This window comes from Labedaea rhizosphaerae (genome assembly GCF_004362825.1).
Lineage (GTDB): Bacteria > Actinomycetota > Actinomycetes > Mycobacteriales > Pseudonocardiaceae > Labedaea > Labedaea rhizosphaerae.
This window is the reverse complement of sequence record NZ_SNXZ01000001.1, coordinates 376,106-392,318: the sequence shown is the minus strand read 5'-3', so window position 1 is coordinate 392,318 and position 16,213 is coordinate 376,106. Positions and strand designations below refer to the sequence as shown.

Genomic DNA, 16,213 nt, shown 5'->3' with positions numbered 1-16,213 from the left:
CTGCGGGTTACGGGTCGTGGTCAACTCGCAGTTCGCTTGAGCGCCGCTCGAGGCAGGGTGGAGCCCGGCGGCCGTCGGACGGCAACGCCCAGCTCGCAAGCGCACCGCTTAGCGATCGAGAGCCCATCGGGTCAACACCGTCCGGTCGATCTTGCGGTTGGAGTTCAGCGGGAACTCCTGCAGGTGCGTGAACCGCTTGGGCAGCACTGCCTGCGGCAAGGTTCGGCTCAGGGCGCGCGCGAGAAGACCGGGCGAAACCTTGGTCCCCGTGTAGAACGCGGCCAGCTCGACGCTGTCGTCGACCGGGAAGGCGACGGTGACGGCGTCCTCGACGCCCTCGCAGTCACGCAGCGCCTGGTCGACCTCGGCCAGCTCGATCCGGATCCCGTGGACCTGCACCTGGTTGTCCAGCCGGCCCAGGTACAACAGGTCGCCGGTGTCGGCACGGCGCACGCGGTCGCCCGTGCGGTAGAACCGCAGGCCGTCGCGTTCGAGGAACCGGCCCTCGTCCTGCGCCGGCTCCAAGTAGCCTGCGGTCAGCTGCGGGCCGGCGATGCAGAGCTCGCCCTCGGTGACGTCGGCGTTGCCGTCGGCGTCGCGCAGGAACCACTCGTGGCCCTCGTGCACCAGCCCGATCGGCACGACGCCGGCCACGGCGATGCGCGCGGAGTCGTCGGTCCAGACGTGTCTGGAGACCGTGATGGTCAGCTCGGTCGGGCCGTAGATGTTCTCGACCTGCGAACCCGGTGCGGCCGCGGCCCAGTCGGCGGCGTCCTGGCAGGTGATCGCCTCACCGGCGAAGAAGCTCCAGCGCAGCCCGTCGAGGTCGTGCAGCCCGCCCAGCCTGCGCACCAGCGAGATCGCGCTCGGCGTGGAGAACCACACCGTGATGCCGTTGTCCCGCACGAACGCGGGCAGGTCGCGCACGGCCTGGGTCGTGATCGACACCAGCGTGCCGCCGCAGCCCCACGCGCAGAACAAGTCGAACATGGCGCAGTCGAAGTTCAGGTCGAAGAACTGCGAGAACGCGTCCTCCGGGCCGAAGTCGTAGCGCTCGTCCAGCAGCCGGAAGTAGTGGTCGGTGTTCGCGTGGATGACCGGGACACCCTTGGGCTTCCCGGTCGATCCCGACGTGAAGAGGATGTAGGCGACGTCGTCCGGGGCCACCGCTCTCGGTCTCGGCAAGCGGTGCGCCGTGTCCGTGGCGTCGGGGAAGAAGGCCGGGAGGTCGACGCCTTCCGCGCGCAGCTGGTCCAGTGCCGAGGCGGATGCGGGGTCCGCGATCAACGCCTCGACACCGGCGGCCTCGATCATCTGCTTGGTGCGCGCGGCCGGGAACGCCGGCTGCAGCGGCACCATCGTGATCCCGGTGTAGAGCCCGGCGAGGATGCCCGCGTACGCCTCCTTGGACTTCCCCGCCAGCACCCCGACGGCCTTCGGTGATCCGGCGCCGGCGAGCACGGAGCCGGCCCAGGACAGCGCCAGCTCGTGCAGTTCTTGGTACGTCAGCTCCCCGTTGGCGGCGCGGATGGCAACGCCGCCCGGGGATTTGGCGAGGCCACGCAGGAACCGGTCGTGCAATGCATGTGTCTGGTCCATGTGTGCGTCCCCGCCTCGGGTCGATGAGGATTACTTGAAGCTCTGCAACGTCTTCCAGAGCACGTCCGGGGTCTCGAACGTCTCCAGGGTCAGCGCGTCGTCGACGAACCGGACGTCGTACGCGGCCTCCAGCTGGGCGAGGAGCTCGACCATGCCGAGCGAGTCCAGCCCGAAATCACGCAGGCGGGTGTCGCCCTCGATCGGGTCCTCCGGCGAGAGGAAGGGCAGATACCTGCGCAGAAGCTCTTCGAACTGCTCGTCCCACATGATGCGTCCGCCTTTGTTTCCGCAGGTGTTTGAGAAATCGCCTGCGGAAAACGCTAGCTGACGGATCGGGGTTGCCGAACCCCTAGCAGACCCCTAGCTGTAGGGAGACGTTATCGCAGGTCAGGGCGCTTCGCTCGGTACTTGGTGGAGCCCCGCTCGGGTGTAATGGGAGCCCCTAAGAACTGTGGGGTCAGGCGCCTTTGCTCTGGGGTGGGCGCCCCCTTCGAACGGGTCGTAGTTTCCGAGGAGCCCAATAAAGTCCCGAGGAAGGGCGTGCTCGGTGAGCAACGAGGAGAAGCTTCTCCGGTACCTGCGCCGGGCGACCGCCGACCTGCTCGAAACGCAGCAGCGGCTGGCCGCGGCCGAGCGCAGGCTGGACGGCGAGCCAGTGGCGATCGTGGCGATGGCCTGCCGCTACCCCGGCGGGGTGCGCTCGCCCGAGGACCTGTGGCGCCTGGTCGAGAACGGCGTCGACGCCGTCTCGGCGTTCCCCGCCGATCGCGGCTGGGACACCGGTGTGTACGACCCCGACGGCGCGCCCGGGACGACCTACGCCGCCGAGGGCGGGTTCCTCGACGCGCCCGCCGACTTCGACCCCGGCTTCTTCGGGATCAGCCCCAACGAGGCGCTGCAGATGGACCCGCAGCAGCGGCTGCTGCTCGAGGTCTCGTGGGAGGGACTGGAGCGCGCGGGCATCGATCCGTTGGCGCTCAAGGGAAGCCGCACCGGCGTGTTCGCCGGCCTGATGTACCACGACTACGCGCTGGGCACCGAGCACGCGGGCACGACCGGCGGCAGCATGGTGTCCGGCCGCGTTTCCTACACCCTCGGGCTCGAAGGTCCATCGGTCACAGTGGACACGGCGTGCTCGTCGTCGCTGGTGTCGCTGCACCTGGCCGTGCAGTCGCTGCGCTCGGACGAGTGCTCGCTGGCGATCGCCGGTGGGGTCACGGTGATGGCCGAGCCGGACATGTTCGTCTACTTCACGACGCAGCGCGGGCTCGCCCGTGACGGGCGGTGCAAGCCGTTCGCGGCCGCGGCCGACGGCGTCGGCTGCTCGGAGGGCGTCGGCGTGCTGGTGCTGGAGCGCCTGTCCGACGCGCGCAAGAACGGGCACCCGGTGCTCGCCGTGGTCAAGGGCAGCGCGGTCAACTCCGACGGCGCCTCCAGCGGGTTCACCGCGCCGAACGGCCCGTCGCAACGCCGGGTCATCCAGCAGGCGCTGGCCGCGGCCAAGCTCGAACCGTCCGATGTGGACGTCGTGGAGGCACACGGCACCGGTACCAAGCTCGGCGACCCGATCGAGGCCCAGGCGTTGCTGGCCACCTACGGCCAGGGCCGGGCCGAGGGCCGCCCGCTGCTGCTGGGCTCGCTGAAGTCCAACCTTGGGCACACGCAGGCCGCCGCCGGGGTCGGCGGCGTGATCAAGATGGTCGAGGCGATCCGGCACGGGCTCGCGCCCAAGTCGTTGCACGTGGACGCGCCGACCCCGCACGTGGACTGGACGGCCGGGGCGGTGGAGCTGCTGTCCGAGGCGCGGCCGTGGCCGTCGACGGACGCCCCGCGGCGGGCAGCCGTGTCGTCGTTCGGGCTGTCGGGGACCAACGCGCACGTGATCGTGGAGCAGGCACCCGCCGAAGAGGAAGCGCCGGTCGAAGCCACCGCGACGCTGCCGGTCGTTCCATGGCTGGTGTCCGGCAAGACGGCGGAAGCGTTGTCGGCGCAGGCTTCCCGGCTGCTCGCGGTCGGTGGTGACCCGCTTGACGTCGGGTTCTCGCTGACCGGGCGCTCGGCCTTGGAGCACCGTGCGTGTGTCGTCGGTTCACGGAAAGAAGAGCTGTTAAGTCAGTTAACAAGCGTCGCCGATGGCGGTGGACCGCGCGCGGTGGTGCGCAAAGGCGGGAAGACGGCGTTCCTGTTCACGGGCCAGGGTTCGCAGCGGCTCGGGATGGGCCGTGAGCTGCATGCCGCGTACCCAGTCTTCGCAACGGCCTTCGACGAGGCGGTTGCCGAGCTGGACAAGCACCTCGACCGGCCACTGCGGGACGTGGTGTGGGGCGAGGACACGGACCTGCTCGCGCAGACGCAGTACACCCAGACCGGCATCTTCGCGATCGAGGTGGCGCTCTACCGGCTCGTCGAGTCGTGGGGCGTGACGCCGGACTACCTGGCCGGGCACTCGATCGGTGAGATCGCGGCCGCGCACGTGGCCGGAGTCCTGTCGCTGGCCGACGCGGCCGCCCTGGTCGCGGCGCGGGGCCGGTTGATGCAGGCATTGCCGTCCGGTGGCGCCATGATCGCCCTCCAAGCCACCGAACAAGAGGTGCGCCCCCACCTCACCGACCACGTGGGCATTGCCGCGATCAACGGGCCGCAAGCTGTTGTGGTCTCCGGTGATGCCGATGCGGCGCAAGCGGTGGCCGACCAGTTCCAGGACCGGAAGTCCACCCGGCTCAAGGTCTCGCACGCGTTCCACTCGGTGCTGATGGAGCCGATGCTGGACGAGTTCCGGTCGGTGATCAGCGGGTTCACCTACAACGCGCCCGCGATCCCGATCGTGTCCGGCGAGCCGGCCGACGTGACGACGCCTGTTTACTGGGTCAACCACGTCCGCGACGCCGTGCGGTTCGCCGCCAGCGTGTCCTTCCTCGAAGCCCAGGGCGTGACGCGGTTCGTGGAGCTCGGGCCGGACGCGATCCTGGCCGGGATGGCGGCCGACCACGGCGTCGTGCCGGTGCTGCGCCGCAACCGCGACGAGGCCGTCACCGCGCTGAGCGCGCTCGGTCAGCTGTGGGCGGCCGGCTACCCGGTCGACTGGGCGCCGTTCTTCGCGGGCACGGGCGCCAAGAAGGTCGACCTGCCCACTTATGCCTTCCAGCACGAGCGGTACTGGCTGAACGCGGAGCTGGCCGGGGACGCGAGCGGCGTCGGCCTGACCGTGCTCGACCACCCCCTGCTCGGCGCGTTGGTCGCCCTCCCCGACGACGACGGTGTTGTCCTCACCGGGCGGCTCACGGCGACCGGGTGGCTCGCCGACCACAAGATGAACGACACGATCCTGTTCCCCGGCACCGGCTTCGTCGAGCTGGCGATCCAGGCCGGCGAGCAGGTCGACTGCGACGTCTTGCGGGAGCTGACCTTGCACGCCCCGCTGGTGCTGCCCGAGCAGGGCGGCGTCCAGTTCCGGGTGCGGGTCGCGGCCGCCGACGGCAACGGCGCGCGGACTGTCACCATCCACTCCCGCGCCGAGGAAGACGACGCGTCCTGGACGTTGCACGCGGACGGTGTGCTCGACACGGGTGCCGCGGCCTCCGGTTTCGACGCGACCCAGTGGCCGCCCGCGGACGCGGAACCGGTTGACGTCCAAGACTTCTACGAGACCGTGCGGGCGCAGGGCTACGACTACGGCCCGGCGTTCCAGGGTCTGACGACGGCGTGGAAGCGCGGCGACACGGTGTTCGCCGAGGTCGCCTTGGCCGCGGAGGTCGAGGGCTTCGGCGTCCACCCGGCGCTGCTCGACGCCGCGCTGCACGCCTCGCTGCTGGACGAGACCGACGGCACCGCCCTGCCCTTCGCATGGCAAGGCGTGCGCTACCACGCCGTGGGCGCGAGTGCGTTGCGCGTGCGGATCACGTCCACCGGCACGGACAGCATCAGCATCGACGGCGCCGACCCCACCGGTCAGCCGGTGTTCACAGTGGACGCCTTGAAGTCGCGTCCCGTGTCGGCCGACCAGCTCGCCGCACAGCCGAAGGGCGCGCTGTACGCGGTCGAGTGGGTCGAGGTCCCGGCCACGGAGCTCACCGGCGAGGTCTACCGCGTTCCGACGCCGGCGGACACCACGGCCGAGTCGGTGCACGCCGTCACCGCCGAGGTCCTGGCCAAGCTGCAGGACTGGCTGGCCGAAGACCAAGACGAGCAGTTGATCGTCGTCATCGCTGAGGACCTGGCGCACGCGGCCGTCCGCGGGCTCGTCCACTCCGCGCAGCTGGAGAGCCCGGACCGGATCGTCCTGATCGAGACGGCCGACGACGTTCGCGGCGCCGACGGCGAGCCGGACGTCCGGGTGCGCGACGGCAAGGTCTACGCGCCACGCCTGGTCAAGGCCGCGGTCACCGATCAGCAGCCGCTGGACTTCACCGGCGAGGTGCTGATCACCGGCGGCACCGGCTTCCTCGGCCGCCTGGTCGCCCGCCACCTCATCACCCAGCGCGGCGCGACCAAGCTCGTCATCACCAGCCGCCGCGGCCTGGATGCACCGGGTGCCGCCGAACTGCGCGACGAACTCGCGGGGCTTGGCGCCGAGGTCACCGTCGCCGCCTGCGACCTCGCCGACCGTGCCGCGGCCGGGCAACTCCTGGCCCAGCACAAGATCACGGCGGTCGTGCACCTCGCCGGGGTGCTGGACGACGGTGTGATCACCTCGCTCACCGCCGATCGACTGAGCACCGCGTTGCGGCCGAAGGTCGACGCGGTGCTGAACCTCCACGAGCTGACCGGCGACCTGGCCGCGTTCGTGCTGTTCTCCTCGATCGCCGGTGTGCTCGGCAATCCCGGCCAGGGCAACTACGCGGCCGGCAACGCCTTCCTCGACGCGTTCGCTGCCCACCGCCGCGCCGAGGGGCTGGCCGCGCAATCGCTTGCGTGGGGCCTGTGGGCCGACACGGACGGCCTCTCCGACGTCGACATCGCGCGGATGAACCGGTCCGGCGTCCAGGCGCTGACCCCCGAGCACGGGCTCGCGTTGTTCGACGCCGCCGAGACCGTCGACGCCGCATGCCTGCTGCCGGTCCACCTCGACCTCAAGGCGCTGCGGGCCGCCGACCCGCAACCGCTCTTCGCCGGCTTGGTCCGCCGGCCGAAAAAGGCGGCTGCCGCGGCCACCGGTCTCACCGGACTGTCCACACGCGACCTGCTCGACCTGGTCCGCGGCCACGTCGCCGACGTCCTCGGGCACGCGTCCACCTCGGCCGTCGAGCCGGACCGGGCGTTCACCGAGCTGGGCTTCGACTCGCTCTCGGCCATGGAGCTGCGCAACCGGCTCAACACCGCCACCGGGCTGCGGCTGCCGTCCACGCTGGTCTTCGACCACCCCAACGCCCGCGCGATCGCGGAGCTGATCGAGACGACGATCAGCGGCCAGACAACCACGGTCACCGGTCACGCCACCGCCGCGAACACCGACGAGCCCATCGCGATCGTCGCCATGGCCTGCCGCTACCCGGGTGGCGTGCAGACGCCGGAAGACCTGTGGCGCCTGGTCGACGAAGGTGTGGACGCGATCACCGAGTTCCCCGCCAACCGCGGCTGGGACGTCGACGGCCTGTACGACCCCGAGCCGGGCACCCCGGGGAAGGTCTACGTCAGGCACGGCGGGTTCCTGCACGACGCCGACGAGTTCGACGCCGCGTTCTTCGGCATCGCCCCGAACGACGCGCAGACCACCGACCCGCAGCACCGGATCCTGCTCGAGGTGGCGTGGGAAGCCCTGGAGCGCGCGGGAATCGACCCCGCATCGCTGAAGGGCAGCGCCACCGGCGTGTTCGCCGGGATCATGTACCACGACTACGTCGGCAACAGCGCGGCCGGTTCGCTGGGCTCGGGCCGGGTTTCCTACACCTTCGGGCTGGAAGGCCCGTCGGTCACCGTGGACACCGCGTGTTCGTCGTCGCTGGTGGCTCTGCACCTCGCCGCGCAAGCACTGCGCTCCGGTGAGTGCCCGCTGGCGTTGGTCGGCGGCGTCACGGTGATGTCCACGATGGAGACCTTCGTCGAGTTCTCGCGCCAGCGCGGGCTTTCGCCGGACGGGCACTGCCGGTCGTTCGCGTCGACCGCGGACGGTGCGGCCTGGTCCGAGGGGGCCGGGGTGCTGGTCGTCGAGCGCCTGTCCGACGCACGCAAGAACGGGCACCCGGTGCTCGCCGTCGTGCGGGGGAGTGCGATCAACCAGGACGGCGCGTCCAACGGCCTGATGGCACCGAACGGCCCGTCGCAGCAGCGGGTGATCCGGCAGGCGTTGGCCAACGCCGGACTGGCAGGCGCGGACGTCGACTTGGTGGAGGCGCACGGCACGGGCACCCGGCTCGGTGATCCGATCGAGGCGCAAGCACTGCTCGCGACCTACGGCCAGGACCGCGACGAGCCGCTGCACCTGGGGTCGATCAAGTCCAACATCGGGCACGCGCAGGCGGCCGCCGGTGTCGCCGGGGTGATCAAGGTGATCGAGGCCATGCGCCACCGCGTGCTGCCCCGCACCCTGCACATCGACGAGCCGTCGCCGCAGGTCGACTGGACCGAGGGCGCGGTCGAACTGCTCACCGACGCGCGGGACTGGACCGTGCCCGGTCGACCGCGGCGCGCGGGTGTCTCGTCGTTCGGCATCAGCGGCACGAACGCCCACGTGATCATCGAAGAAGTCGAGGCCGCCACCCAGGAAGCGAAGGAGCTCGACGGCCCGGTGCCGTGGTTGCTCTCCGCCCGGTCCCCGGCCGCGTTGACGGCGCAAGCCGCCGCCCTGGCGTCGCATGTGGACGGACACACCGACACCGACATCGGCTTCACCCTCGCCACCGCCAAGGTCGCCCACGAGCACCGCGCCGCGGTGCTCGCCACCGACCGCGAGCAGGCATTGCGCGACCTCGCCGCCATCGAGGGCACGCTCGCCACCGACGGGCTGACCGCCTTCTTGTTCTCCGGGCAGGGTGCGCAGCGGGTGGCGATGGGCCGCGACCTCGCCGGGCGGTACCCCGTCTTCGCCGAGGCTTTCGCGTCGGCCCAGGAAGAGGTGGACAAGCACCTGGACCGGCCGCTGCGTGCGGTGCTCGACGACGAGGACGCGCTCAAGCAGACCAAGTACACGCAGACCGCGTTGTTCGCCTTCGAGGTCGCGCTCTTCCGGCTCGTCGAGTCGTGGGGCGTGACTCCGGATCGCCTTGCGGGGCACTCGGTCGGCGAGATCGCGGCCGCGCACGTGGCCGGGGTCCTGTCGCTGGCCGACGCGGCGACCCTGGTCGCCGCACGTGGTCGCTTGATGCAGGACCTGCCGGCCGGTGGCGCCATGGTCGCCGTGCAGGCCGACGAGGACGAGGTCCGCCCGTTGCTGTCCAACATGGGGGGTGGGCCCGAAGGGCAGGGGGGCGGGAACAACAGAGTCAGCATCGCCGCGGTCAACGGGCCGAAGGCGGTCGTGCTCTCCGGCGCCGAGGACGCGGTGCAGGAGCTGGCGAACCGGTTCAAGGCCGAAGGACGCAAGACCGCGCGGCTGAAGGTGTCGCACGCGTTCCACTCGGTGCTGATGGAGCCGATGCTCGACGACTTCCGGGCCGTGGTCGCCGGTCTCACCTACGCCGAGCCGGTCATCCCGATCGTGTCCACGGTGACCGGCGGGAGTGCCGACCTCACCGATCCCAAGTACTGGGTGACCCACGTGCGGGCGGCGGTCCGGTTCGCCGACGCGGTCCGCGCGCTGGGTGAGTCCGGTGTGGACAAGTTCCTGGAGATCGGCCCGGACGCGGTGCTCACCGCCATGGGTGCGTCCACGCTGGATGATGCGACCTTCCTCGCGTTCACCCGGCGCGACCACGACGAGCGGCACGAGGTCGTCGCCACCCTGGCCGCCGCGCACAACCACGGCGTGGCCGTCGACTGGGCGGCATTCTTCGCCGGGCACGGCCGCCGCGTCGACCTGCCGACGTACGCGTTCCAGCGGGAACGGTTCTGGCAGACCGCGGAGCGCACCGGCGGGGACGCCGGTTCGTTCGGCCTCGACGACCCGCACCACCCGCTGCTCTCGGCGGTCGTGGCCGACCCGGCCGGGGACCGCGTCACGCTCACCGGCCGGCTCTCGCTCGAAGCGCAGCCCTGGCTTGCCGATCACGACCTGCTGGGCACCGTCGTGTTCCCGGCGAGCGGGTTCGTGGAGCTGGCGCTGCGGGCCGCCGCGGAGGTCGGCAGCACCCGCATCGACGAGCTGACCATCGCCGAGCACCTGCCGTTGCCCGAGCGGGGCGGCGTGGCCGTGCAGGCGGTGGTCGCCGGTCGGGCGGTCACGATCTACGCCAAGCCGGACGGCGCCGACGAGTGGACCAAGCACGCCACCGGTTCCCTCGGCGCGGCACCAGAACCCGGCACGGCGCCGGCTTGGAAGCCGGCCGGCGACCAGCTCGATGTCTACGAAGCCTTGCTGGCCAAGGGATACGGCTACGGCCCCGCCTTCCAACGGGCCACGACGGCCTGGCGGTCCGGCGACACCACGTACGCGGAGCTCGCCCCGATCGACGGCGAATTCCTGCTGCACCCGGCTTCGCTGGACGCGGCAACCCACCCGGCCCGGGCGGGCGAGGATGGCGTGGTCACCACCACGACCTGGACCGGCATCACCCTGCACCAGCCGGGCGCGACCGGTCGGCGCGCGGTGGTGGCCGACGGCATCGCCATCGCCGACGAGCAGGGCCGGCCGGTGCTCACGGTCGAGGCCGTGACCACGAAGCCGGTCACCGCGGACCGGTTCGGCGCCAAGCCGGGTGGGCTCTACCGGCTCGACTGGGAGGACGGCGAACCGCGGCTGGCGCGCACCAGCGGCACCAAGATCACGCTCACCGGCACCGTCCAGGTCACCGGCGACACGGAACTCGGCACCGTGATCGCCGAACACCTGGCCGCCAACCACGGTGTCACCGTGGTCCGCGAGGACAACCCGGACGTGGCAACGGTGATCGTGACCGACGGCGTGATCGACGGCCTGCCGGTCGACGCCCGGATCGTGCTGGTCTCCTCGGCGGTGGACCTGTTCCACGACACCGGCCACACGCCGACCGCGTTCGACTGGTTCGCCCGTGACCAGGGTGCCGTGTCCGTCGCCTTCGGACCGTGGCTCGATGACGACAGCGTGGCCACCATCGGATTGCCGCCGCTGACCCGCGAACGCGCGCTCGAGTTGTTCGACGAGGCGCTCGGCGCGACCGATCCCGTGGTCGTCCCGCTGCACATCGACCAGGCCGTGGCCCGCAACCAGGGCGAGCACCTGCCGGCGATCCTGCGCGGGGTCGTCAAGGTGCCCACGCGCCAGGCCGGCACGAGCGGGCTGGCGCAGCAGCTGGCCGGGCGCGGCGAGGAGGAGCGCGGCCGCATCCTGCTCGACGTGGTGCGCGACCACGTCGCCACGCTGCTCGGGCACGCTTCGGCGGCGAAGATCCTGCCGGACCAGGCGTTCCAGGAGCTGGGCTTCGACTCGCTGGCCGCGGTCGAGCTGCGCAAGCGGCTGGGCACCACGACCGGGCTGAATCTGCCCGCGACGCTGGTGTTCGACTACCCGACCTCGCGCGCCATCGCGGGCTACCTCGCGGAGTCCTTTGCGGACAGTGGGGACGACGGCACGAGCGCGCTGCTCGACCAGCTCGACAGCACGCTGTCCGTCATCCCGGCCGACAGCCGGGCGGTCGACAAGATCACCGCCCGGATCGAGGCGCTGCTGCGTCGCCTGCGTGACGCCCAAGCAGACGACGAAGAGGACGACGCCGACCTCGAAGCGGCCACCGACGACGAGCTGTTCGCCGCGCTCGACCGCGAAATCGGCATCACCTGATCCACCAGCCTCGCCCGAAGACCCAGCACGACAGCAGAGGTGCGCACGATGGCTACCGAGGACAAGCTCCGCGACTACCTGCAGCGGGCCACGACCGACCTCAAGCAGGTCAAGCGCCGGCTGCGTGAGGTGGAGGCGCGCGAGCACGAGCCGATCGCGATCGTGGGGATGAGCTGTCGCTACCCCGGCGGCATCACCTCGCCCGACGAGTTGTGGGATCTGGTCGCGAACGGCGGCGACGGCATCGTGCCGTTCCCGCCGGGCCGCGGCTGGGACGTGGAGAACCTCTACGACCCGGAGCCGGGCGTCCCGGGCAAGTCGAACACCCGCGAAGGCGGCTTCCTGCACGACGCGGGGCTCTTCGACGCCGACTTCTTCAAGATCAGCCCCAAAGAGGCCCGCGACACCGACCCGCAGCAGCGGCTGCTGCTGGAGCTGTCCTGGGAGGCGCTGGAGCGGGCGGGCGTGGACCCCTTGTCGCTCAAGGGTTCCCGCACGGGTGTGTTCGCCGGCGTGGTCTACCACGACTACGCCGACGACGGCGGAGTCGGTGGGCTCGGGAGCGTGGCGTCCGGCCGGATCTCCTACACGCTCGGGTTGGAAGGCCCGTGCGTCACCGTCGACACGGCGTGCTCGTCGTCGCTGGTCGCGCTGCACTGGGCGATCCGGGCGCTGCGCGCGGGGGAGTGCACGCTCGCCCTCGCCGGTGGTGTCACCGTGATGGCCACGCCGAAGTCGCTGGTCGGGTTCAGCCAGGACGGCGGGCTCGCGCCCAACGGCCGCGCCAAGTCGTTCGCCGCCGCCGCCGACGGCACCTCGTGGGGCGAGGGCGTCGGCATGCTCGTGGTCGAGAAGCTGGCCGACGCACGCAAGAACGGGCACCCGGTGCTCGCGGTCGTGCGTGGGTCGGGCATCAACCAGGACGGGGCATCCAACGGCATCACCGCGCCGAACGGCCCCGCGCAGCAACGCCTGATCCGGCAAACCCTCGCGGGCGCCCAGCTGACGGCCGCCGATGTGGACGTCGTCGAGGCGCACGGCACCGGTACGCGACTTGGCGACCCGATCGAAGCGCAGGCCATCATCGCCACGTACGGCCAGGAGCGACCGGCCGGTCAGCCGCTGCTGCTCGGCTCGCTGAAGTCGAACATCGGGCACGCGCAAGGCGCGGCCGGGGTCGGCGGCATCATCAAGATGGTCTACGCGATCCGGCATGGGATCGTCCCGAAGACCCTGCACGTCGACGCGCCGACGCCCAAGGTCGACTGGTCGGCGGGCGCGGTGGAACTGGTCACCGAGACCGTGCCGTGGCCCGAGCGGGACCGGCCGCGTCGCGCCGCCGTGTCGGCGTTCGGGTTGTCCGGCACCAACGCGCACGTGATCATCGAAGAAGCTCCCGCGCCGCCGGAAGCCGAAGCCGAGGAAGTCACCGTCTCGTCGACGGTCACGCCGATCGTCGTGTCGGGCAAGACGCCGGAGGCCGTGCAGGCTCAAGTCGCCCAGCTGTCCGGAGTGGACGGTTCGGTGACCGACCTCGGTTACTCGCTGGCCACCACGCGGTCCGCGCTGGACTTCCGGGCCGTGGTGGTCGCCGCCGACCGGGACGAGCTGGCGCGGGCGGAGATCACCCGGGTCGCCGCCCAGCCCGACGGGCGCGTCGCGTTCCTGTTCACCGGTCAGGGTGCGCAGCGCCTCGGGATGGGCAAGGAGCTGCACGCGACGTTCCCGGTCTTCGCCGCCGCTTTCGACGCCGCCGTCGCTGAACTGGATCAACACCTCGATCGCCCGTTGACTGAAGTAACGTGGGGCGAGGCTGTTAACTCAATCAACCAGACTGCCTACACGCAGGCCGGCCTGTTCGCCGTCGAGGTGGCGCTCTACCGGCTGGTCGAGTCGTGGGGCGTGAAGGCGGACTTCCTCGCCGGGCACTCGATCGGCGAGTTGTCGGCCGCGCACGTGGCCGGGGTGCTGTCGCTGGCCGACGCGGCCGCGCTGGTCGCCGCGCGGGGCCGGTTGATGCAGGCGCTGCCCTCTGGTGGCGCGATGGTCGCCGTGCAGGCCACCGAGGACGAGGTCACGCCGGTCCTCAACGAGGCTGTCGCCATCGCCGCCGTCAACGGGCCGTCCGCCGTGGTTGTGTCCGGTGCGGAGGCCGCGGTCGACGAGGTGGCCGAGTACTTCACCGCGTTGGGCCGCAAGACCAAGCGCCTCGCCGTGTCGCACGCGTTCCACTCGCACCTGATGGAGCCGATGCTCGCCGACTTCCGCAAGGTCGCGCAGGAGCTGACCTTCAGCGAGCCGCAGACCCCGATCGTGTCCAATGTGTCCGGTCGGGTGGCCGAGCCCGGTGAGCTCACCAGTGCCGAGTACTGGGTGCGCCACGTCCGCGAGGCCGTCCGGTTCTGCGACGGTGTGCGGGCCCTGGCCGCCGAGGGCGTCACGACGTTCCTCGAGCTCGGCCCCGACGCGGCGCTCACCCCGATGGGAGCGGACTGCGTCGAGGACGCCGGGTTCGTGGCGACCCTGCGCAGGCAGCGCGACGAGGTGCGCGAGCTGGTCGGGGCGGTCGGCACCGTCTTCGCCCGCGGTGGATCCGTGGACTGGCAAGCGTTCTACGCCGGTCGCGGGGCCAAGAAGATCGGCCTGCCGACGTATGCGTTCCAGCACAAGCACTACTGGGCCGAGCAGGCGCCCACGCTGGAGGCCGGGATCGACCCGGACGGCGCGGCGTTCTGGCAGCTCGTCGAGCGCGCCGACACGACGTCGGTCGCCGGGCAGCTCGGTGTCGACGCCGACGCGCTCGACGGCGTGCTGCCCGCGATGGCGCAGTGGCGGCGCAAGCACAAGCTCGCGTCCACTCTGGACGACTGGCGCTACAAGATCGAGTGGCAACCGGTCGAGGTGGCCGGTGGTCCCGAGGGTTCGTGGCTGATCGCGGTGCCGGCCGGGTACACCGCCGATGCGCGCGTGAGCGCGATCTGCGACGGCGTGTCCGCGCGGGCGTCCAAGGTGACCGTCGTCGAGCTCGGCGACGAGAGCCGGGAAAGCCTCGCCGCCGACCTCGCCGGGCACCAGCCCGACGGCGTGCTCTCCTTGCTGGGCCTCGGAACGGGTATCGGCTCGACCGTGACGTTCGTGCAGGCCCTGCGCGACGCCGAGATCAAGGGCAAGCTCTGGCTGGTCAGCGACGGTGAGGCGGCCGTGGCGTCCTCGGCCGAGGTGACCGGCGACGGCGCGCTCACCGGCTTCGGCGTTGCGCTCTCCCTGGACGACCCGGTGGGCTGGGGCGGCACGATAGACGTCTCCGGCGAAGTCGACGTGGACCGGTTCTGCGCCGTGCTCGGCAGCGATCAGGACGCCGTAGCCGTCCGTCCGAACGGGACATTCGGTCGCCGCCTGGTCCGCTCGCCGATCGGCGACAAGGCACCCAAGCGCGACTGGCGCCCGCGCGGCACGGTCTTGATCACCGGTGGCACCGGCGGTCTCGGCGCGCACGTCGCCCGCATGCTCGCCGAGGACGGCGCCGGGCACCTCGTGCTCACCAGCCGCCGCGGCAGCAAGGCCGAAGGCGCCCAGGACCTGGCCGACGAGCTGGAGGCCATGGGCACCAAGGTCACCATCGCCGCCTGTGACGTCGCCGACCAGGCCTCCCTGAAGGCCGTGCTCGACGGCATCGACGACCTGACCGCCGTCGTCCACGCCGCCGGGGTGATGCAGCGGATGGCCGGGCTCGGCGAGCTGACCGTCGAGGAGTTCTTGCAGGTCGCGGCGGCCAAGGTGACCGGCGCCCGCAACCTGGACGCGCTGCTCGGCGACCGCGAGCTGGACGCGTTCGTGCTGTTCTCCTCGGGCTCGGCGATCTGGGGCAGCTCCGGCCAGGCCGCCTACGCCAGCGCCAACGCCGCCCTCGACGCGCTCGCCCACCAGCGGCGCGCCCGCGGGGTCACCGCGACCTCGGTGGCGTGGAGTTCCTGGGACAGCGGCATGGTCGACGCCGAACTGGCCGCGATGATGCGCCGGATCGGCGCGCCGGCCATGAACCCGGCGACCGCGATCGCCGCGCTGCGCCAGGCGTTGCAGCACGACGACAGCCACGTCGTCGTCGCCGAGTTCGACTGGACAAAGTTCGTCCCGACCTACACCCTGGCCCGGCCGCGCCCGTTGCTCGACGCCCTGACCGACGTGCAGGCGATCCTCAACGCCGCCGCCGAGCCGGCCGCCGGTGGCTCGGAGCTGGAGACCAAGCTCGCCGCGATGTCCGAGGCCGACCAGAAGCGCACGCTGCTCGACCTGGTGCGCGGCAAGGTCGCCGCGCAGCTCGGCTACGAATCGCCGGGCGAGCTGGATCCGGCGAAGGCGTTCGACGACCTCGGGTTCGACTCCGTGGCCGCGGTCGAGCTGCGCACGAGTCTCGGTGCGGCGACCGGCAAGACACTGCCCAGCACCATGGTTTTCGACTACTCGACCCCCATCGCGCTTGCGGAGTACCTGCGCACGCAGCTGTGCCAGGACGACAGCGGGCCGGGCCTGCTGGCCGAACTCGACAAGTTCGAGGAGCTCGTGTCCGGGCTCGGCGTCGAGGAGATCCAGCGGTCGAAGATCACTTCCCGGCTGCAGACGCTGGTCGGCCGGCTCACCGAGCGCCAGCGCGGCGAGACCGCCGACGTCACCGACCTCGAGTCCGCGTCCGCGGACGACGTCCTCGCCTTCATCGACCAAGAACTCGGCCTGGCCTGAGCGCGGCCAAAAAGGATCTGGTGCATC

The 16,213-nt window shown here is 71.3% G+C and carries 2 protein-coding genes and 2 pseudogenes; 2 read left to right on the top strand and 2 right to left on the bottom strand.

The window, feature by feature from the left end; genetic code table 11:
- Positions 1 to 108: 108 nt before the first annotated feature.
- Both EV186_RS01665 and EV186_RS01660 read right to left on the bottom strand, forming a co-directional pair.
- Positions 109 to 1,599 (bottom strand): AMP-binding protein, encoded by a 1,491-nt coding sequence (locus tag EV186_RS01665; RefSeq protein WP_133847305.1) that lies wholly within the window; start codon positions 1,597 to 1,599, stop codon positions 109 to 111.
- 30 nt (positions 1,600 to 1,629) lie between these two features.
- The gene (locus EV186_RS01660) at positions 1,630 to 1,866 is read right to left on the bottom strand and encodes an acyl carrier protein (protein ID WP_133847304.1); all 237 of its coding nucleotides are present in this window, start codon (positions 1,864 to 1,866) and stop codon (positions 1,630 to 1,632) included.
- Between the two features lie 292 nt (positions 1,867 to 2,158).
- On the opposite strand from EV186_RS01660, the pseudogene EV186_RS39790 reads away from it, so the two are divergent.
- Positions 2,159 to 11,449, top strand: a pseudogene (locus EV186_RS39790) (SDR family NAD(P)-dependent oxidoreductase); the annotation flags it as partial.
- A gap of 48 nt (positions 11,450 to 11,497) precedes the next feature.
- Positions 11,498 to 16,186, top strand: a pseudogene (locus EV186_RS01650) (type I polyketide synthase); the annotation flags it as partial.
- Positions 16,187 to 16,213 lie beyond the last annotated feature (27 nt).